Raw genomic sequence first — 17,839 nt, 5'->3', positions numbered from 1 at the left:
ACCATGTACTTCATCGACGTTCAGGGAACCCTGATCGATGACCGGGCCCAGCAGCCCATTCCCGGGGCCGCCGCCTTTATCGACGCCCTCAACCGCAGCGCGGTTCCCTACCTCGTCGTCACCAATAACACCAAACGCGCCAGCAGCGATTTCCTGGCCTATCTCCAAGCGCTCGGTTTCGCCATCCCCCGGACCCATTATCTCGATGCCCTGATGCTGCTGGAGCGGGAAGTCCCCAAACAGGGGGTGGCCGCCTACGGCAGCGAGACCTTCCTGGCGCAGCTCGATGCCCTAGGGTATGTGCGGGATTATGAAAAGCCGCAAACGCTCCTGCTCTCCGTCCGTGCCGATTACGGGGCGGAGGATTTCGCGCAGATGATCCCCTTCCTGATGCAGGGCGCGCGGCTCGTCGGCATGCACGATACGACGCTCTACGCGACGCAGCACCGGCGCTTTCCCGGGGTGGGGGCGCTGCTGCGCATGCTCTCCTACGCGGCTTCCGTCCCCTTTACCGTCGTCGGGAAACCCTCGGACGCCTTTTACGGCGAAGCGCTGCGTCTGCTGCGTCTTCAGCGCCCGGAAGCGGCCTTTGAAAACGTGACGATGATCAGCGACGATTACGCGGGGGACCTGACCGGCGGGGAAGCGCTGGGCATGCGCCCGGTACTGGTCCTTAGCGGCAAGGTACGCCCGGGAGACGCGCTTGCAGCGCGGCTGCGCAGGGAAGAATCGGGGACGGTGGTGTATAATGACATTACTGAGATTCCGCCCGGAAAGAGTGTGATGTGAAAAGCGAAGCGATAAAAGCGTTGGAGACCCTTGAAGCGTGCCGCGACGCCATTGATGCCATCGATACGGAGCTGCTGGCCCTGATCAATGAGCGCATGGCCGTGGTGGAGCGCGTCGGAGAGATCAAAAACAAGAGCGGGGCTCCGATCTACCGCCCCGAACGGGAAAAGGCGATCCTGCAGCGTCTTGAGACGGTCAACGCCGAACAGCACGGACTGCTCAACGCCGGCGCCATCGAGGCGATCTTCCTGGAGATCTTCGCGGTGGCGCGCAACCTGGAACTGCCCGAACGCATCGTCTACCTCGGTCCCGAGGGGACTTTCACCCACCAGGCGGCGGAGAGCCGTTTCGGCGCCATGAGCGAATACCTCCCCATGAGTACGATCGCGGGCGTCTTCAAGGCCCTCGAGAGCGGACGTGCCAAGTTCGGTGTCGTGCCGATCGAAAGCCGTCAGGACGGTGCCGTCGGGGAGACCCTCGACCTGCTGGCGACGAGCCCGATGAAGATCGTCGCGGAACTCTACATGCCGATCCACATGACCTTTTCGACCAAAGCGGCGCATCTGGACGGTATCAAGCGTATCTACTCCAAGGATAAGGGATTCGGGCAGTGCCGGAACTTCCTCAACGAGCACGGGCTGCTCAACGTGCAGCAGATCCCCGTGGAGTCGACGGCAAAAGCGGCGATTCTGGCCTCGGAAGATCCGGAAGCCGCGGCGATCTGCAGCCACATCGCCGCCAAACTCTACGGCGTGCCGATGATGTTCGAAAACATCGAGGACGTCCACGACAACACGACGCGGTTCATCATCCTCAGCGATTTCAAGAACGCGCCGAGCGGGCAGGACAAGACCTCCATTCTCGCCAAGCTGAAAAAGACGACCCGCGCCGGGGTCCTCGTGCATTTCCTGCATGATTTCGACAAGGCGAAGATCAATCTCAGCAAAATCGAGAGCCGCCCTGCGAAGAGCCAGGAGGGATTCGGGTACTGGTTCTTCATCGATTTCTACGGCCATATCGATGACAAAAACGTACAGAAGATACTGAAAAAACATACCGATGAAGTGACGTGGCTGGGAAGCTACGTCGAAGGGGAACAATGACTTTCAATCAGACACTGGATGCCATCAGGGTTTATGAGGCGGGCAAGCCGATCGAGCTGGTCGTGCGCGAGTTCGGGATCGAGCCCAAGGATATTATCAAGCTCGCCAGCAACGAGAACCCTTTCGGGTGCTCCCCGAAGGTACAAGAAGCGGTCGGCGCGATCGTTTCCAAGATGGCTCTCTACCCGGACGACTCCATGTACAAGCTCAAGGACGGTTTGGCAAAACGTTTCGGCATCGACCCGCATGAAGTGGTCATCGGTGCCGGTTCGGACCAGGTGATCGAATTCGCGGTGCACGCCAAGGCGGGGCCGGGCAAGAAGATCCTCATCAACAGCATCACCTTCGCGATGTACGAGATCTATGCCCATCACGTCGGCGCGGAGGTGATCCGCACGGCATCGCGCGCGCATGACCTTGACGAGTTCTATGCCCTTTACCTGGAGCATAAACCCTCAATCATCTTCCTCTGCACCCCGAACAATCCGACCGGTGACAGCGCCGACGCGGCGGAGGTGAAAGCCTTCCTCTCCAAGATCGACAGGGAGACGCTCGTCATCGTCGACGGCGCCTACATGGAGTACGCCCGCTACAAGGATTCCGCCAAGGCTCTGGAGCCCAAAGAGCTCATCGAAGCGTATGACAACGTGCTCTACCTGGGCACCTTCTCGAAAGCGTACGGACTCGGGGGAATGCGGGTAGGGTACGGTATCGCGCAGCGCGATATCATTACCGCGCTCTACAAGCTCCGTCCGCCCTTCAACATCACGACCCTCTCCCTCGAAGCCGCCTCCGTGGCCCTGGAGGATGAAGCCTTTGTGCAGAGTTGTATCGCGAAGAACTTTGAGGAGATGGAGCGTTACGAAGTCTTCGCCGAAGCGCATGGCATCCGGGCGATCGAGAGCTATACGAACTTCGTTACCCTCTGTCTGAAGGAGGGGACGAGCTCCACGGAGGTCGCCGACGCCCTGCTGCGTCAGGGAATGATCGTGCGCAACCTGGCCGGATACGGCCTCAACGCGATCCGCGTCACCGTCGGCAAGCCCGAAGAGAACGACCGCTTTTTCGCCCTGGCCGCGGAGTTGGTCTGACCGGAGGGCGGGATGAAGGGCGCGGAAGGTTTTTCATCCCTCCCGAAAACCGCTGTTTTGGCCGCGCTTCTGCTGTGCGGGTCGCTCCTGATCGCAGGGATGCTTTACCGCACCTTTGTCCATACGGAGATCGCCATCGGTTCCATCGCGGACCCGGTCGGGACGGCACGGCTGATCGAACGGCTGGAGCTGCTTGACGCCGATTACCGCGTTCAGAAGGACGGCAGCATTCTCGTGGATGAAAGCGATGCGGCACGTCTTCAGCGCCAGGGGCTCTCATTGGGAGCTGCCCGGCCGCAGCCCGACCGGGCTGCCCAGGGAGGCATGCTGCTTCTGCTGATGGCGGCGGCGGGGGCGCTTGCAGTGGTGTCGCGGCGGCTCGCCGTGCTGCTAAGGGGTTTGATCACGACACCCCTGGCGGCTGCAGCGGACACTGAAACGCGGCCGCCGCCGGAACCTTCCGCCCCCGTGCCGGCTGCCCGTGCCGTCTTCGGGACGGCGCGACTGTTCGAGGGGGAACATCCCCAGACCGTCGCCGTCTACCTTCTCGGACTGGCGACGGCGGAGGCCGCCGCGGCCATGGAGGCGATGGGTTCTCATGAGCGCGACCGGGTCTGGGAACGGATGGCGTTCAGCGGAAGCTGTGACGAGGGGCTTCGCACGCGGGTGGCGGAGCTCTTCGCCGCGAAGGCGAAGGCGCTGCAAAAAAGAGTGCGGCCCGCGGAGACGACGGCGAAGATGCTCGCGATCTATCGGAGCCTCTCTCCGGCGACGCGCACGGCACTGCTGAACACACTGCGCCGTGGGCACCCCCACGAGGGGCTGATCACATTACTTGAAGCTGAAGCCGCGAATACGCACCGGGGCGGAGAAGGTTGATAATAGCCCCTTTTCGCTAATATGCTTCACCTTTTTCCCCCTTTTCAGGGAGAGGCCATTGTACGAGGATAGGATGAATCAAAAACCATTGCACGATTATGAAGCGCTGGAGGCACAGTGCCGCGCGATCCGGGAGCGGATCCTGGACGTGGTCAGTACCAACGGCGGGCACCTGAGCTCCACCCTGGGGGCGACCGAGCTGATCGTGGCGATGCATGCGGTGTTTGATTCATCCAAAGACCCCTTTATTTTCGATGTCTCCCATCAGGCCTACGCCCATAAGCTGCTGACAGGGCGTTGGGAGGAGTTCGCCACCCTGCGCCAGTTCGACGGCCTCAGCGGCTACACGAAGCCCAAGGAGAGCGAGCACGACTACTATGTCGCGGGACACTCCTCTACCTCCATCTCCCTCGGCGTCGGCGCCGCGAAGGCGATCGCGCTCAAACAGGAGCAGCACGAGCGGATTCCCGTCGTGATGATCGGCGACGGGGCGCTGAGCGCGGGGATGGCCTACGAGGCGCTTAACGAACTGGGCGAGCGCGAATATCCGATGGTGATCATTCTTAACGACAACGAGATGAGCATCGCCAAGCCGATCGGGGCCGTGAGCCGCATGCTCAGCTCCGCCATGGCGAGCCCGCTCTACCAGAAGATCAAACGCGGCACGGAGACCTTCGTGGACCATTTCGGCGAAGGGGCGCACTACCTGGCCAAGCGCTTCGAAGAGTCGTTCAAGCTGATCACGCCTGGCATCATTTTCGAGGAGATGGGCATAGAGTATATCGGCCCCGTCGACGGACACGATATCAAGCGTCTTGTCGAGACCTTCGAGACGGCCCGTGCGATGGGCAAACCGGTGATCATCCATGCCCAGACCGTCAAAGGCAAAGGGTACAAAATCGCCGAGGGTCAGCACGAACAGTGGCACGGTGTCGGTCCCTTTGATATCGACAGCGGCATCTCGCGGAAGAAAAGCGGGGGAAGCAAGAGTGCGACACAGATCTACACCGAGGCGCTGATGCATCAGGCCGACCGTGATGAGAAGGTCGTCGGCGTCACGGCGGCGATGCCGAGCGGCACCGGCCTGACGCCCCTGCTCGAGAAGTATCCCGACCGTTTCTGGGACGTGGCGATCGCCGAGCAGCACGCCGTGACGTCGATGGGTGCACTGGCCAAAGAGGGGTTCAAACCTTTCTGTACGATCTACTCCACCTTTTTGCAGCGCGGGTACGACCAGGTGATCCACGATGTCTGTCTGATGGACCTTCCGGTCGTTTTTGCGATGGACCGTGCGGGGATCGTCGGCGAGGACGGCGAGACGCACCAGGGAGCCTTTGATATCAGTTTCCTGCGTGCGATCCCGAACATGACGCTCTGCGCCCCGCGTGACGAAAAGTCGATGCATCAGGCCGTGGCTTTCGCGGCGGCCTTCGACCGCCCGCTCGGTCTGCGCTACCCCCGGGGCGCATTTTTGGAGGCGGAGCTGCCGGAGTCGGCGCCGTTCGAATACGGCAAGGCGGAGCTGCTGATCGAGGCGCAGAGCGATCTGCTGCTGATCGGGTACGGTAACGGGGTCGGCCGCGCGGCGCAGACCCTCTTACAGCTCGGCATACCTGCGGCCCTGCTGGACCTGCGCTTCGCCAAGCCCCTCGATGCGGAACTGCTCCGAATGCTCTCGACCCGCCACAAGCGCTGGTACGTTTTCAGCGATTCTGCCGCCGCGGGCGGTGTGGGAAGCGCCCTGCTGGAGTGGCTTGCCGCGGAGGGGATCGGAGATGTCCGTCTGCAAAGCTTTGAGTACGCAGACGCCTTCATCACCCACGGCGCGACGCTCAAAGTGGAAGCGTCCTTGGGGCTGCGCCCCGAACAGCTCGCGGAGAGGATCCGAGCAACCCTTCAGGAGGTGTAAGGCCTCTTAGAAAGCAAGCTCCATCAGCAGCGGTTGCTGCGTCCCCTTGGTTTTCAGATAGAGCAGGTGGGGCTTTATCGTGCGGGCTCCCCCTTCCAGTGTTGCTGTAGAACCCCCTGCACCCGCGGCGGCAGCCGCAGAGTCGCCCGCTGCGGTGGTGGCATTGCTATCCTGCGTCTCTTTCACCTTCCCTGTATAGATATTAAAGTCCGTCACATCGCTGTCGATGACGTTGACGTGGATGCGTTCCTTGTCGTCGTAGGGCACCGGCAGGGCAATGGGAAAGGCGGCTTCCAGGCGCACAAGCTGCAGGGTCTCCGCATGGACGAAGTAGGTCACATACGGCGCGGCGATGCCGTAGAGGGAGTTCTTTGTCTGCAACTGCAGCACCTGGTAGTGCTTGTCATTGGTGGAGAGTACGCCGAAGGCGTAGGACTCGACGCAGTCGCGGTAGAGCAGCGTAAACTGTTTGAGCCGTTTGGCCTCCGCATCGGCGTGGCGCTGCATGGTCTGATTGCTGGCGCGGCTTCCGCCGAGGGCCCCGTAGAGGAAAAGTGCCAGCATGGCGATCAGGACGACGGAGATCAGCAGTTCCATCAGGGTAAAGGCGGTGCGTTTCATTGGGAGATCGGCCTGATGGTGAGCATGGAACCGTGCCGGCGTTCGGCGCTGAGTGTCACCTGGATAAGTTCGAATTGGATCGGCGGCACGGCGCCTGCGGCCTCGATGTCCCTGGCACCGAACTCCTTGCCCGTCTCCGCACCTTCGGTCAGCATCCCGGTATCGAATGAGATGGTGTCGACCAGGGTTTCCGTGTAGCGGAACTGCTGGGATTTCAGGTAGGCACGCAGGTCGTCGTTTTCGATGGTGTAGCTGTCGCGCAGCAGGTCGTACAGCGTCTTGTCGCTGCGGTGGAAGCGTTTGTCGGCATGCAGGGATGCGACGGCGAGATCCTCGGTCATGCGGGAGGTCTGTTCAAGCTGGCCGAGGAAGAAGAGGTTGGAACTGTTCATTTTCAGCAGGGCCGCTCCCGCGATCGCTGCGATCGCGACGGCGGCCAACACTTCGACGAGGGTGAAGGCGGGACGCATCAGGCGTCCTTGACCCCGACGCGGATGATCTCGTGCAGGGAAGTCGTTCCGTTCAGCAGCAGGGTTTTGAGCTGGCCGGAGAGGGGCGTCATCCCCAGGGCGATCGCCTTGGCCCGGAGGTCGTGGTCGTTGATCTGGTCCTTGAGCATCGCGACGAGCTCATCGGTCATCTCGAAGAACTCACCGATCGCCTGGCGGCCGGCGTACCCGGTGTAGTTGCATGCTTTGCACCCCTGCTCCTCGAAGACGACCGCTCCTTTGGGAAGGTCAAGCTCTTCGGCATACTCGTCGGCGAGGACGGTCTGCTGTTTGCACTCGGGGCAGAGTTTGCGCACAAGGCGCTGGGCAAGAACCCCCAGCAGCGAAGAGCTGATGAGGAACTGCTCTATGCCCATATCGACGAGACGGGTGATCGAGGCGGTAGCGTTGTTGGTGTGCAGGGTAGAGAAGACCAGGTGGCCGGTCAAAGCGGCCTGGATGGCGATCTCGGCCGTTTCGCTGTCGCGGATCTCCCCGACCATGACGACATCGGGGTCCTGGCGCAGGATGGAGCGCAGCCCCGAGGCGAACGTCAGGCCCGCTTTGGCGTTGGTCTGGACCTGGTTGATGTTGTCGGCCTTGTACTCGACGGGGTCTTCGACGGTGATGATGTTGATATCGGGAGTCGCCACCTGCTGCAAAAAGGCGTGCAGCGTCGTCGACTTCCCGCTCCCCGTCGGTCCCGTGACGAGGATGATGCCGTGGGAGTGTTTGAGCATCTCGTCGAGGTGCTTGGTAAGGGCGTGGTCGAAGCCGAGCCCCTCGAGATGGGGAATGTCCTCGGACTGCATCAGCATACGCATTACGACCCGTTCGCCGTAGTAGGTCGGCAGGACGGAGACCCGGACGTCGAGGGTCTTTCCCGCGATCTTGACGTGGGTACGGCCGTCCTGGGGGATGCGTTTTTCGGCGATGTCGAGGTTGGAGATGACCTTGATACGGCTGATGATGAGGTTGGCGACCCGTTTCTCGATGTCGGCATGCTTGGTCAATGCCCCGTCGACGCGGAAACGCACTTCGCCCTTGTATTCGTGCACCTCGACGTGGATATCCGAGGCGCGCTGTTTGACGGCCTGGTAGAAGAGGGCGTTGACGAACTTGATGACCGGCGCGGACTCTTCGCTGGTCAGCAGGTCCGAAGAGGTGTGCAGGAAGTCCGAAAGCGACATCTCCTCCTCTTCGATCTCCTCCTGCTCCTGTTCAATCCCGCTGAGCTCGGAGTCGGTCCGGATCTCTAGGAACTTGTTGTAGAGGCGGTCAAAGGAGTCGGCATCGACGATGACGAGGGGGAGGTCGAGGTCGAATTTGGCCAGGAAATCGAAGGATTGGGAGAGGTGTGCCCGCCCAAGAACGATATGGACCTCGCCGTCGATCTCGCTGAAGAGCACGTAGCTGCGCAGGCTGAGGTTCAGGTCGACGGACTCAAGCGGGTGGGGTTTGAGGTCGACACCTTCGAGTTCGGGTATGTTCAGCATGGTTACCGCTTGACCGGAGTGATGACGGAGAGGGCGCTGTCGGATGCGGATGTCTGGGAAGCATCGTTCGTGTTGCTGTCGGAGGCATCCTTGTCAAGCTCCTCTTTGCGCTCTTCGAGTTTCTGCTCAATCAGTTTTTCGTATTCGTCCTGGATACCGTCAAGTTCCTGGAGCAGTTTGCGTATCTTCGTCATCTCGTCACTGTTGCGGACGATAAACGGCGTCAGGACGATGACGAGGTTGATCTTCTCGTGGGTACTGTATCGCCAGTCGAAGAGGCCGCCGATGAGCGGGATGTCGCGCAGGTAGGGGATCCCCTGCGCTTCGTCGCGGTTCTTGTCGTAGATAAGCCCCCCGATAATGACGCTTTCTCCGTTGCCGACAATGGCGGTGGTGACGACTTCACGCTTGGTCGTGCTCGGAAGCCCCGCGACGGAGCTGTTGAGAATGTCCTCGAGTTTGGCCGTCGTGATCAGGGTCACCTTGTTCCCCTGGGAGAGGCGCGGTTTGATCTTGAGGGTCAGACCGATATCTTCGCGGGTGTAGGTGTTGCGCGCGACGGAGGTGGTGTCGGCGGCCTGGGCGGTGGAGGTGACGATGGGCTCGGTGCGCCCGACGTAGATGGAGGACTCCTGGTTGTTGACACAGAGCAGGGTCGGCTGCGACAGGGTGTTCGCCGCGCCGTTGCTGGCAAGGAAGTCGATCGTGGCGCCGAAGGCGATTCCCGAGTCGAAGGTGGCGCTGCTGAGATTGATCAGCCCGCCGCCGTCAAAGGCGATGGCCGCGCCGCCGAGATCGGCGGCGAAGGTGAAGAGGCCGGCATCGGTGACGGCCCCGCCCGCGAGACCGTATTTGACACCGATACTGTCGGCCATATTCTGGTTGATCTCGATGATGCGGGCTTTGACGAAGACCTGCGGCTTTTCGACGTCGAGGACTTTGATCATGGCACGGATATCGTTGATGTCGGAATCCAGACCGGAGACGACGAGGGCATTGAGTTCGTCATAGACGCTCACCGTCGGCTTGTCGGCCTCTTTGGCATACTTTTTCTTGTCCAGTACCGCCTGCAGGGAAGCGACGACGTTCTTGGCTTCGCTGTTCTCGAGAGGGATGATCGTCAGGCGCTGATTGGTCGAGTCGTCTTTTTCATCGAGACGGCTGATGAGCGGGGTCAACTTGTCGATGTTTTCCTGGGTCGCGAGAATAATAATGGCGTTGGTGGCGTCGTCGCTGAGGATCTCGACCTTGTTGTTCTCGACTTTTTGGTTGATGATCGCTTTGGCGATCTTGGTGATGGAGGCGGCCAGGCGGCTCGCTTTGGCACTGGAGAGCAGGATAAATTCGGCGCGGACGTCTTTGGCCTGATCCCGGTCGATCTTCTTGACGATCGTCTCAATCACGCCGATATTGCCCGGGGTGTCACTGACGATCATCATGTTGTTCTCTTTGATCGTCAGCAGTTTTCCGGCCGGGGAGAGGAACTGGCGGACCTTTGCCGCGATCACGTCGATGTTCTCGTTTTTGGCGGAGATAAAGCGCGTCTGCATCAGCGCCGAACCGCTGCGGGCAGTGATCGGCAGGTTCTCCTTGACGGCAACGTTCTGGCGGACGATTTTCAGGTAGCTTCCCTCCTGCACCATCGTAAAGCCCTTGCTGTTAAGCACGGAGAGCAGGATCGTAAAGAGCTCGTCTTTGTAGATGGGCGTGGAGGAGACGAAGTTGACGGTGCCGGGGATCGGCTTGTCCAGCAGGATATTCTTGCCGTTGGCTTTGCCGACCATCTTGATCAGCTCCTCGATCTTGATGTCCTGGAGCTTCAGATTGACCTGTTCGCGTGCGGCCGCGGCAGTGCCGAATGCCAGGGCCCCCGCGACGAGCAGGGTGAGGAGTTTAGTCGTAAATTGCATAGTCAAGCTGCCTTTCTGTGTTGTTTCGCTGGATATCCAGGGTCAGGTTGTCGATCTGGTCCATGTTCTTGTAGAGCTTTAGCACCTCTGCCACGGAGGTGAGGGGTTTGCCGTTGATGCCGGTAATGATGTCGTGCTCCTGTAGTCCCATTTTAGCAAAGATCGAATCCTTTTTGATCCATTTGACCTCGAAGCCGGTGAGCTTCTTGTTCCGGTAGACCTCCTGGATTTTGATGTTTTGCCAGATCGCGTCGAAGTGTTCGGAGTAGTAGCGCACTTCCTTGCGTTTGATGGAGGTGAAGCCGTTCTGGGTGACAACGGATGATGACGGCACCGCGGCGGTCGCGACAGGCCCCATGTTCTCCTCTTTGAAGGCGAGGGCATAGCGCTGCCCGTCTTTTTCAAAGATCGCTTTGGCGGGGAGGATGTCGACGAGGGTATAGCGCTTGTAACGGTCGCCGATGGAGAAGAGTTCGGTCTTCACTCCCTCTTCGACGAGGATGAAGGCGTTATGCGCTTCGAGGTAGATCCCCCGGAGCGTCAGGGCGTCGAGGCGGTAAACCTCGGTCTGCTTGCCGCTGCTTTTCGGCGCGGCTTTGTGCGCTTCGATCCCGAAGAGACGCGAGGGCGCGTAGCGGGAGTAGCTGAGGCTGTCCCCCGTGGCGACGGTCGGCTCCACGCCCCCGTAGGGAAGCTGCGTTGCCAGCACGAGCATCAGGGCTTTGGCGACGGCGGCAAGGATGGCCAGAACGATGAAGCGCCGTACCCAGAGCGGATTAATACGTTGTTTCATAGCGGTATGCCCCTCCTTCGATGCTCCGCAGCTGTTTCAGCCAGAAGGGACGCTTGGCGAGCAGGGCGGCGGAGGGGATCAGGTCCATCGTCACCTTACGCTCCATCAGGGCCACCTCGCCGGTAACGCTGCCGAATGCCCCCGAACCCTCCAGGCGGATATGCAGCGGATCAAGCACGGAGTAGGTGACGCTGAAGCCGTCGACGCCGGCCGGGGTGAACCCCTCCATATCCGGACTAAACGCAAAGGGGGCGATACGGACACTATTGTAAAGCAGCCATGGGGTCACGGTGATCCGTTCGAGGTCCGCGACGTGCAGATCCTCGAAATAGAGGCTGCCGCCCCTGAGGAGGAAGTCGAACCCGCGGTCCACCGGGGTTTCGTCGGCGATGGCGAGGCCGAAGGGCTTGATCTGCTCCTCCGCCGCGTGGTAGAGGGCCGTCTTCGGCAGGAAAACGAGGAGGAAGAGCACGAAGGCAGCAGTATAGAGCAGGGGCATCTTCACGCGGCTCATAGGGCAAACTCCACGCTCAGGCTGACGTTTTGGTCGCTCCCCCGGCTGACGGTCATCTTCGAGATCGTGACCGGGGTGTTGAAGAGTTTCGTCGTCAGGCGGTCAAAGGTCTGCGCCGGAAGCGGGGTGAACTGTACCTGGTAGGTGCGTCCGTTCTTGTTTTTCCGGTCCACAAAGGATTTGAACTCGCCCTGCATCAAGATGGCGTCGATGCGGCGCTGGAGCTGCTTGCTGTCATCCCACTGCTGCTGCGCGGTGCGGATCTGCTTGCCCAGCCGTGCCGTTTCGGCATTCTCTTTGAGGGCGTTCTGGACGGCGTGCTCCGTACGGCTGCTCTGGACGAACATCAGCAGGGCGAGAAAAAGGGCCGCCCCGAAGACATAGACGATATTGATCTTATTCATACGCCACCTCCAGGTAGAGGGTGTCGCCCTTACGTTTGTCCGAGGAGATCGTTCCGATGTTCATGAGCGCTTTTTTGAACGCCTCGGCCTTCGCCGGTTCTTTGAAAACGGCGCTGACCGTCAGGTTACGCGGGGTTAGAGTCAGACGCTCCAGGTGGTTCTCCGCATCGGCGGGGAGGTCAAAGAGGGCTTTGGCCGTCTCCCGCAGCCGGGTCTGACGCTTCTGCTTCTTTTCCAGGGCGCTGATGAGCCCGTTGCGCTCAAAAGAGGTCTGGGGAAGGCGGTAGGTCTCCGCGATCTTCTCCTGTTCCTCGAGCACGCTGGCCAGATGCGCGCGGGCCGTAAAATATTCGATGCCGTAGAGCAGGGCGAAAACGGCGGCGACGATGCTGAGGCGTTTGAACTGCTTCTTGTCCAGCAGGGCACTGTGGTAAAGGGTGATGCCGACGGCGGGCCCTTGGCGTGCATGGCTCTCGAAGAAATGGCGAGCATCCTCGGCATCGGCGGCATACCGGGCGGGCAGTTCCGTGACGACGCCGTCGACGCTGGAGAGGATCCGCGTCCCCCCGAGGCGCAGCGGGGTTTCCAGGGCGGCGCATTCGGTCTGGGCGAAATAGAGGTGCCGGACGTCGGTGGGGCGGATACCCGACCGGGCGATGGTGCCGATGATCTGCTCTTCGTTGTAGGCAAAAAGCCAGAAGGTGTCGTCGCGCTTAAGCACATGGTAGCTGTAGATGCCCTCCGGAACAATGGCGTCAAAGACGGAGGGGGCGAGTTTTCTGGCCTGGAAGACCGTTTTGACGGGAAGCGCTTCGGAACGGAACCAGTACAGCGACGGGGAGAGGACCAGATCGACCCTTCCCTGAACGTCGACGGGCTGTGCCTCTTTGTCGAGGAGCAGGGTGGTCACGGGCGTTTCCGAGCGGGGGAACTTAATTGGAAACTGCAATTTCGCTCACTTTCTGGTTGGCTAGATTGTAGGTAAAGGTGTACGCCGTTTTACGGGTCTTGCTCAGGAGGTTCATGGTGCCGACTATGTCCGGGGAGTAAAACGCGACACCGAGATCCTCCAGCAGCTGTTTCGTCTCCGGTTCGAAGGGCAGGGTGTCGAGGGAGGCGTAGGTCGCGACCCGCTTGGTCGTGATCTCCGCCAGGGTCGCCGGGTCGATGGCGGGATCGATGAAGTGGAGGGTGTCGGGTTCGATATGGTTGAAGTCGATGGCCTCATTGCGGAAGCCGATGAGGTGCTCCCAGGGGATGTCGTCGATGTTGAAATCCTGCGTCAGCAGCTTGTAGGCGTCAAGCACCTGCTTGAAATGCTGCATGTCGTAAAGGCGCCCCTGGGTGAAATCCGGGCTTTTCAGGCTGAGTTCCGAGCCCGGAAAACGTTCGTTGGTGTCCATATCAATACTGTCCGCTACCATGGAAATGAGCAGAATGGTATCGGAAACATTGTAAACGGTCAGTATACGCTCAAGGTAACCCTCCACCGCAGGGTCGAGCGAGAGGGGGGCATAGGGGTCCGCCGTAACCTCGCTGTTACTTTTGACGAGGTGGTTAATGTTGACTCTCCCGGCATCGGAAGCGAAGGTGATGTCCATCATCATCCCGTTGCGCTTGTTCTCGAAGAAGAGGGGCACGCTCAAGAGGATATCGAGGGTGTCGGAGTCGTTGATGTCTGCCGTATTCTGTTTCAGGATCGAATAGATGCTCGGCAGCAGGGTGTTGCTCTGCACGAGGAACGCTTTCGTCTCTGTCTGGCTGTAGCCCCGTTCCAGGATGCTTCCCCCGACGGCGATCAGGGCTGCGATGGCGGTAACGAAGGCGAGCGTCATCAGCAGCGCTATCCCTTTTCGGTGCAAATCATACCTCTTTCCGTGCTTTGGACCAGCATTTTATCTCTGTTTATTTTAAGTATACTATAATCGCCGAAAAAATTATCTTTCGTGAGGCGGAGTGATACCGTATGTTGCGAAGGGTTCCAAGGATGTGCATGCAGAGCAAAAAAGTCTACCGGGGTGCGGCCCGCCGGGCGTTTACGTTGATGGAGCTGATGATCGTCATCATCATTCTGGGGCTGCTGGCGGCGCTGGTCATGCCGAACCTGATTGGCAAGAGCGAAGAGGCGAAACAGAAACTCGTCTGCGTCCAGATGAAGGGGATCAAGAACGCCCTGGATATGTTCCGGCTCGATAACGGAAACTACCCCGACGCGGAGGAGGGACTCGAGGCTCTGGCGAAGAACCCGGATGCGGAGAAGTACCCCAACTACAGCTCGGGCGGCTATTTCCAAGACGGCGTCCTGCCCAAAGATCCCTGGAAGAACCGCTACATCTACGTCCCGGGCGAAGAGGGGATCAACCTGATCTCGCTGGGGGCTGACCGCAAAGAGGGCGGCAGCGCGGAGAGCAAAGATATCACCTATGCCGAGTGCATCAAGCAGTAAGAGGGGGTTTACCCTCTTCGAACTGCTGCTGGTCGTCGTACTGATCGCCATCCTCTACGGCGTTTTTATCAACAAGCTGACAACGGGCCGCACCCCGACGGCGGGAAAAGGGGCCGTCACGCTGGAGACGCTGCGCTCCTATCTTGCCCTTTTCCGGACGGAGCAGGGGGAGGTGTCGCTCGTCTGTCCGGAGCCCTGTGCGCAGTGCAGCGTCTTTGTCGACGGCCAGCCGGTGGAAGGGGCGGACATTACCCTTTTCAAGCAGGAACCCACCGTCTACCGCAAAGACCGGTACGGCCAGTTCGTGCCCTTCACCTTCGTGCCCGTGCGCCGGGGGGAGACGGATGTCGTGAACGTCTGCTTCGCCTTCAGGCTCCGGGCGAACGACAGCAGCTCGAGCTATATCGTCGAATCGGAAGAGCGCTTCTACCTGTTTGACGCCTACGGGGAACCGACGCGGAGTTTCGAGGCGCTCGACGACGCGGCGGCGGCTTACAACCGTACGGAACTGATACCCGACGACAAACGGGTCTACGACTTTTAAGGGGAAAGAATGGTATTTGCCTATCGGGGCCTGTTGCAAGACGGCAAGAAGACGAAGGGGGTCCTTGAAGCCGCCGACCTGGAGGAGGCGAAAAAGCGCCTCCGCTCCCAGGGGGTCTTCTATACCAAGCTCGAAGCGGAGAAACGCGCCGCCGTCGGCCGTCTGAACTTTTCGCGGAAAAAAGTCGCCGGGGCGAACGAGCTCTCCATCCTCAGCCGCGACCTCTCCATCTACATCAAATCGGGCATCTCCATCGTCAACGCCCTGAAACTCGCCCGGAACCAGTATGCGAAAAACAAGAAGATGACGAACTTCCTCAGCAGCATCATCACGATGCTTGACGAGGGAAAAAGCTTCTACCAGGCGCTGGAGCGGCAAAACATCCTGGCCCTGCCGGAGTTCTACAAACAGTCCATCCGCGTCTCCGAAGAGAGCGGGATCTTGCAGGAGGTCCTGCTGGAGATGGCGATCTTCCTCAAAGAGCAGGACCGCATCAGCAAGCAGATCAAGAGCGCTTTCGCCTATCCGTCGTTTATCATCGTCGTCTCGATCTTCATGGTAGCGTTCATGATCACCTTCGTCGTTCCGAAGATCACCGGGATCTTCGACCAGCTCGACCAGGAGCTGCCGCCGGTCACGCAGTTCGTCATTGCAACGGGGGATTTCTTCACCGCCCACTGGATCGGGCTCGTGGTGGGGATCGTGGCGCTGATCGGGCTCTTCGCCTCGGCGATGAAGTACAACCGCCCTTTCCGGTTCGGCGTGCATCTGCTGCAGCTGAAGCTCCCCTTTTTCGGGCAGGTCGTCCAGACCTCGGAGCTGGGGCGCTTCTCCTATATCGCGTCGGTGCTGATCCGTTCGGGGGTGCCCTTCGCGCAGACGATCAACCTCTCGGCAAACGTCCTGCACAACCAGGTGCTCCAGCGCAAGTTCGCCGGCGCTTCGGACCGGGTCGTCGAAGGTTCAAAGCTTTCCAATGCGCTGCTGCGTGAGGGGTTTGAGATCGATCCCTCTTTTGCCCAGGCGATCGCGCTGGGGGAGGAGACGAGTGAGGTGACGGCGATCCTGCAGAACCTCTCCGAGCTCTATTTCGAGGAGAACAAGGACAAGATCGGGCTTTTCCTCTCCCTGCTGGAACCGATGCTGATGCTGCTGGTAGGGGGGGTGATCGGCTTCATCGTCACGGCGATGCTGCTGCCGATCTTCTCGATGAATATCAGCTAGGCCTTAGCGGCGGCCGCGGGAACGGTCGCCCCGGTTGCGGTCGCCGTCATTGCGCCGGCGGTTGTTGTAGCCGCCACGGCGCGGTTTGCCACCGCGGCGTCCGCCTCTGTCATTGCGTTCCATCGCCTCCATGATTTTGTCCAGGCGCTGTTTGGGCACGCCGATGCTCTGCGGCCCTTTGATGTCGGTGCGCTTCATCAGCATAGAGATGAGCTTATAGGCGACCTGCGTCTGGTCCAGGTCTTCGCACAGCGCGTTGAAGAGTTCGGTCGCTTCCTCGTAGATCTTCTGCTTTTCGATCTCGTCGACGAGGCGGGACATCTGCTTGGACTGCACCTGCTGCTTGGTCGGGATGTAGGAGTGGGCCATCTGGGTACCGACGATCTTGCGGATGCGCTGCAGCTCCTTGAACTCCAGCGGGGTGACCAGGGTGATGGCGACCCCTTTCTGTCCCGCACGCCCCGTCCGGCCGATGCGGTGGACATAGCTTTCGGGATCGAAAGGGATGTGGTAGTTGATGACGTGGCTGACATCGTTGATGTGGATTCCCCGCGCGGCGACGTCGGTCGCAACGAGAATGTCGATTGCATTGTCTTTGAGGCCCTTGATTACGGACTCGCGCTGCCGCTGTTCCATGTCGCCGTGGAGCCCTTTGGCGTTGTAGCCGACGGAGGAGAGAACATTGGAGAGGCGGTCGACTTCGCGCTTGGTGCGGCAGAAGACGATGGTCTTTTCCAGCTCTTCGGCATCGAGCAGGCGGATGATGGCGTCGTCGCGTTCATTCTCCTCGATGACGTAGTACTGCTGGGCGATGTCCTTGTTCGTCGTCTCCTCCTGGGTGATGGAGACAAAGGCGGGGTTGACAAGGATGCGCTCGGCGAGGGCTTTGATCGGCTTGGGCATCGTGGCCGAGAAGAGCAGGGTCTGGCGGTCCGTCGGCAGGAAATCGAAGATCGTGTTGATGTCGTCGAGGAAGCCCATGTCGAGCATCTCGTCCGCTTCGTCAAGGATGACGGTGGAGGGGGCGAAATCAGCAAGCATGTTGCGCTCGAGGATGTCCTTGAGGCGGCCCGGCGTGGCGATCACGACCTGTGCGCCGCGCTCGATCAGGCCGATCTGGCGGTTGTAGGAGCTGCCGCCGTAGACGGTGACCGTGTGAATGCCGAGCTTCTTGCCGTATTTGAAGAGCTCGTCGCTGACCTGGTTGGCCAGTTCGCGGGTCGGGACGATAATCAGCGCCTCGACGCCGCGGTCAAGGGCCATCTGGCTCAGCGTCGGCAGGCCGAACGCGGCGGTTTTCCCGGTCCCGGTGTGGGCCTGGCCGACGACGTCGCGCCCTTCAAGGACGAGGGGGATTGCCTGCTGCTGAATGGGACTGGGGACTTTGAAACCGGCGTAGCGGATGCTCTGGAGGATCTCCGGGCGGAGCCCGAAATCGTCAAAGGAGGCCGTCGGTGCGGCGACGGTATCGTCTTGTGTTTCGATGGGGGGTGTCTGCATTTTCTCTCTTGAAACGGACACGGCTAAACCATCGTTGCGACTGAAGTGAATCAAAAATTGAGTTGCATTTTCTGAAGCGGCTTAAAAAGCAGGAAGGATAGTTTGATCGGGCCCGGTAAATTTAAATG

The 17,839-nt window shown here is 60.2% G+C and carries 18 protein-coding genes; 8 read left to right on the top strand and 10 right to left on the bottom strand.

Going from position 1 to position 17,839, the window contains the following annotated elements; all coding sequences use genetic code 11:
* Nucleotides 1-3 precede the first annotated feature (3 nt).
* The 5 genes from LOH54_RS10955 to dxs all read left to right on the top strand — a co-directional run bounded on the left by LOH54_RS10955 (nucleotide 4) and on the right by dxs (nucleotide 5,771).
* Nucleotides 4-789, top strand: coding sequence for an HAD-IIA family hydrolase (locus tag LOH54_RS10955; protein ID WP_231019117.1), 786 nt, complete (start codon nucleotides 4-6; stop codon nucleotides 787-789).
* Between the two features lie 20 nt (nucleotides 790-809).
* Nucleotides 810-1,892 (top strand): prephenate dehydratase, encoded by a 1,083-nt coding sequence (gene pheA, locus LOH54_RS10950; protein ID WP_231021241.1) that lies wholly within the window; start codon nucleotides 810-812, stop codon nucleotides 1,890-1,892.
* Nucleotides 1,889-2,983 (top strand): histidinol-phosphate transaminase, encoded by a 1,095-nt coding sequence (gene hisC, locus LOH54_RS10945; protein ID WP_231019116.1) that lies wholly within the window; start codon nucleotides 1,889-1,891, stop codon nucleotides 2,981-2,983. Before pheA ends, hisC begins: the two co-directional genes overlap by 4 nt.
* Before the next feature lie 12 nt (nucleotides 2,984-2,995).
* On the top strand, nucleotides 2,996-3,862 hold the full coding sequence (locus tag LOH54_RS10940; protein ID WP_231019115.1) for a hypothetical protein: 867 nt from the start codon (nucleotides 2,996-2,998) through the stop codon (nucleotides 3,860-3,862).
* 73 nt (nucleotides 3,863-3,935) lie between these two features.
* Nucleotides 3,936-5,771 carry a 1-deoxy-D-xylulose-5-phosphate synthase gene (gene dxs / locus LOH54_RS10935; RefSeq protein ID WP_231019114.1) on the top strand — a complete coding sequence of 612 codons (1,836 nt, stop codon included), beginning with the start codon at nucleotides 3,936-3,938 and terminating at the stop codon, nucleotides 5,769-5,771.
* Between the two features lie 6 nt (nucleotides 5,772-5,777).
* Here the strand turns inward: dxs and LOH54_RS10930 are convergent, their stop codons facing one another.
* The 9 genes from LOH54_RS10930 to LOH54_RS10890 are packed head-to-tail and all read right to left on the bottom strand — an operon-like array spanning nucleotide 5,778 to nucleotide 13,832.
* Nucleotides 5,778-6,392, bottom strand: a complete 615-nt coding sequence (locus tag LOH54_RS10930) for a type II secretion system protein (RefSeq protein ID WP_231019113.1) — start codon at nucleotides 6,390-6,392, stop codon at nucleotides 5,778-5,780.
* On the bottom strand, nucleotides 6,389-6,862 hold the full coding sequence (locus LOH54_RS10925) for a prepilin-type N-terminal cleavage/methylation domain-containing protein (RefSeq protein ID WP_231019112.1): 474 nt from the start codon (nucleotides 6,860-6,862) through the stop codon (nucleotides 6,389-6,391). The genes LOH54_RS10930 and LOH54_RS10925 overlap by 4 nt, the downstream gene beginning before the upstream one ends.
* Entirely contained in the window at nucleotides 6,862-8,376 is a 1,515-nt protein-coding gene (locus tag LOH54_RS10920; protein WP_231019110.1) for a GspE/PulE family protein, read from the bottom strand. Before LOH54_RS10920 ends, LOH54_RS10925 begins: the two co-directional genes overlap by 1 nt.
* Nucleotides 8,377-8,378: 2 nt before the next feature.
* On the bottom strand, nucleotides 8,379-10,286 hold the full coding sequence (locus LOH54_RS10915; RefSeq protein ID WP_231019109.1) for a secretin GspD/PilQ domain-containing protein: 1,908 nt from the start codon (nucleotides 10,284-10,286) through the stop codon (nucleotides 8,379-8,381).
* On the bottom strand, nucleotides 10,270-11,079 hold the full coding sequence (locus LOH54_RS10910) for a PDZ domain-containing protein (RefSeq protein ID WP_231019108.1): 810 nt from the start codon (nucleotides 11,077-11,079) through the stop codon (nucleotides 10,270-10,272). The genes LOH54_RS10915 and LOH54_RS10910 overlap by 17 nt, the downstream gene beginning before the upstream one ends.
* Nucleotides 11,063-11,593, bottom strand: coding sequence for a hypothetical protein (locus LOH54_RS10905; protein WP_231019107.1), 531 nt, complete (start codon nucleotides 11,591-11,593; stop codon nucleotides 11,063-11,065). Before LOH54_RS10905 ends, LOH54_RS10910 begins: the two co-directional genes overlap by 17 nt.
* On the bottom strand, nucleotides 11,590-11,997 hold the full coding sequence (locus LOH54_RS10900; RefSeq protein ID WP_231019106.1) for a hypothetical protein: 408 nt from the start codon (nucleotides 11,995-11,997) through the stop codon (nucleotides 11,590-11,592). Before LOH54_RS10900 ends, LOH54_RS10905 begins: the two co-directional genes overlap by 4 nt.
* On the bottom strand, nucleotides 11,990-12,907 hold the full coding sequence (locus tag LOH54_RS10895; RefSeq protein WP_231019105.1) for a hypothetical protein: 918 nt from the start codon (nucleotides 12,905-12,907) through the stop codon (nucleotides 11,990-11,992). Before LOH54_RS10895 ends, LOH54_RS10900 begins: the two co-directional genes overlap by 8 nt.
* Nucleotides 12,908-12,929: 22 nt before the next feature.
* Nucleotides 12,930-13,832 carry a hypothetical protein gene (locus LOH54_RS10890; protein WP_231019104.1) on the bottom strand — a complete coding sequence of 301 codons (903 nt, stop codon included), beginning with the start codon at nucleotides 13,830-13,832 and terminating at the stop codon, nucleotides 12,930-12,932.
* 158 nt (nucleotides 13,833-13,990) lie between these two features.
* Between LOH54_RS10890 and gspG the strand changes: the two genes are divergently transcribed.
* The 3 genes from gspG to LOH54_RS10875 are packed head-to-tail and all read left to right on the top strand — an operon-like array spanning nucleotide 13,991 to nucleotide 16,211.
* A complete protein-coding gene (gene gspG / locus LOH54_RS10885) occupies nucleotides 13,991-14,443 on the top strand; it encodes a type II secretion system major pseudopilin GspG (protein WP_231019103.1) in 453 nt (150 codons plus the stop codon).
* A complete protein-coding gene (locus tag LOH54_RS10880; RefSeq protein ID WP_231019102.1) occupies nucleotides 14,421-14,987 on the top strand; it encodes a prepilin-type N-terminal cleavage/methylation domain-containing protein in 567 nt (188 codons plus the stop codon). The genes gspG and LOH54_RS10880 overlap by 23 nt, the downstream gene beginning before the upstream one ends.
* Nucleotides 14,988-14,996: 9 nt before the next feature.
* A complete protein-coding gene (locus tag LOH54_RS10875; RefSeq protein ID WP_231019101.1) occupies nucleotides 14,997-16,211 on the top strand; it encodes a type II secretion system F family protein in 1,215 nt (404 codons plus the stop codon).
* Between the two features lie 3 nt (nucleotides 16,212-16,214).
* Here the strand turns inward: LOH54_RS10875 and LOH54_RS10870 are convergent, their stop codons facing one another.
* Nucleotides 16,215-17,711, bottom strand: coding sequence for a DEAD/DEAH box helicase (locus tag LOH54_RS10870; RefSeq protein WP_231019099.1), 1,497 nt, complete (start codon nucleotides 17,709-17,711; stop codon nucleotides 16,215-16,217).
* Nucleotides 17,712-17,839: the final 128 nt, after the last annotated feature.

This window comes from Sulfurimonas sp. HSL-3221 (assembly GCF_021044585.1).
GTDB lineage: Bacteria > Campylobacterota > Campylobacteria > Campylobacterales > Sulfurimonadaceae > Thiomicrolovo > Thiomicrolovo sulfuroxydans.
The sequence above is the reverse complement of the archived record's forward strand: the minus strand, read 5'-3'. Positions and strand labels throughout refer to the sequence as shown.

What these genes read in the sequence shown, in the direction of transcription:
- LOH54_RS10955 (WP_231019117.1), top strand. Translation starts at nt 4, where the DNA reads ATGTACTTCATCGACGTTCAGGGAACCCTGATCGATGACCGGGCCCAG.
- hisC (WP_231019116.1), top strand. Translation starts at nt 1,889, where the DNA reads ATGACTTTCAATCAGACACTGGATGCCATCAGGGTTTATGAGGCGGGC.
- LOH54_RS10940 (WP_231019115.1), top strand. Translation starts at nt 2,996, where the DNA reads ATGAAGGGCGCGGAAGGTTTTTCATCCCTCCCGAAAACCGCTGTTTTG.
- dxs (WP_231019114.1), top strand. Translation starts at nt 3,936, where the DNA reads ATGAATCAAAAACCATTGCACGATTATGAAGCGCTGGAGGCACAGTGC.
- LOH54_RS10930 (WP_231019113.1), bottom strand. Translation starts at nt 6,392, where the DNA reads ATGAAACGCACCGCCTTTACCCTGATGGAACTGCTGATCTCCGTCGTC.
- LOH54_RS10925 (WP_231019112.1), bottom strand. Translation starts at nt 6,862, where the DNA reads ATGCGTCCCGCCTTCACCCTCGTCGAAGTGTTGGCCGCCGTCGCGATC.
- LOH54_RS10920 (WP_231019110.1), bottom strand. Translation starts at nt 8,376, where the DNA reads ATGCTGAACATACCCGAACTCGAAGGTGTCGACCTCAAACCCCACCCG.
- LOH54_RS10915 (WP_231019109.1), bottom strand. Translation starts at nt 10,286, where the DNA reads ATGCAATTTACGACTAAACTCCTCACCCTGCTCGTCGCGGGGGCCCTG.
- LOH54_RS10910 (WP_231019108.1), bottom strand. Translation starts at nt 11,079, where the DNA reads ATGAAACAACGTATTAATCCGCTCTGGGTACGGCGCTTCATCGTTCTG.
- LOH54_RS10905 (WP_231019107.1), bottom strand. Translation starts at nt 11,593, where the DNA reads ATGAGCCGCGTGAAGATGCCCCTGCTCTATACTGCTGCCTTCGTGCTC.
- LOH54_RS10900 (WP_231019106.1), bottom strand. Translation starts at nt 11,997, where the DNA reads ATGAATAAGATCAATATCGTCTATGTCTTCGGGGCGGCCCTTTTTCTC.
- LOH54_RS10890 (WP_231019104.1), bottom strand. Translation starts at nt 13,832, where the DNA reads ATGACGCTCGCCTTCGTTACCGCCATCGCAGCCCTGATCGCCGTCGGG.
- gspG (WP_231019103.1), top strand. Translation starts at nt 13,991, where the DNA reads ATGCAGAGCAAAAAAGTCTACCGGGGTGCGGCCCGCCGGGCGTTTACG.
- LOH54_RS10880 (WP_231019102.1), top strand. Translation starts at nt 14,421, where the DNA reads ATGCCGAGTGCATCAAGCAGTAAGAGGGGGTTTACCCTCTTCGAACTG.
- LOH54_RS10875 (WP_231019101.1), top strand. Translation starts at nt 14,997, where the DNA reads ATGGTATTTGCCTATCGGGGCCTGTTGCAAGACGGCAAGAAGACGAAG.
- LOH54_RS10870 (WP_231019099.1), bottom strand. Translation starts at nt 17,711, where the DNA reads ATGCAGACACCCCCCATCGAAACACAAGACGATACCGTCGCCGCACCG.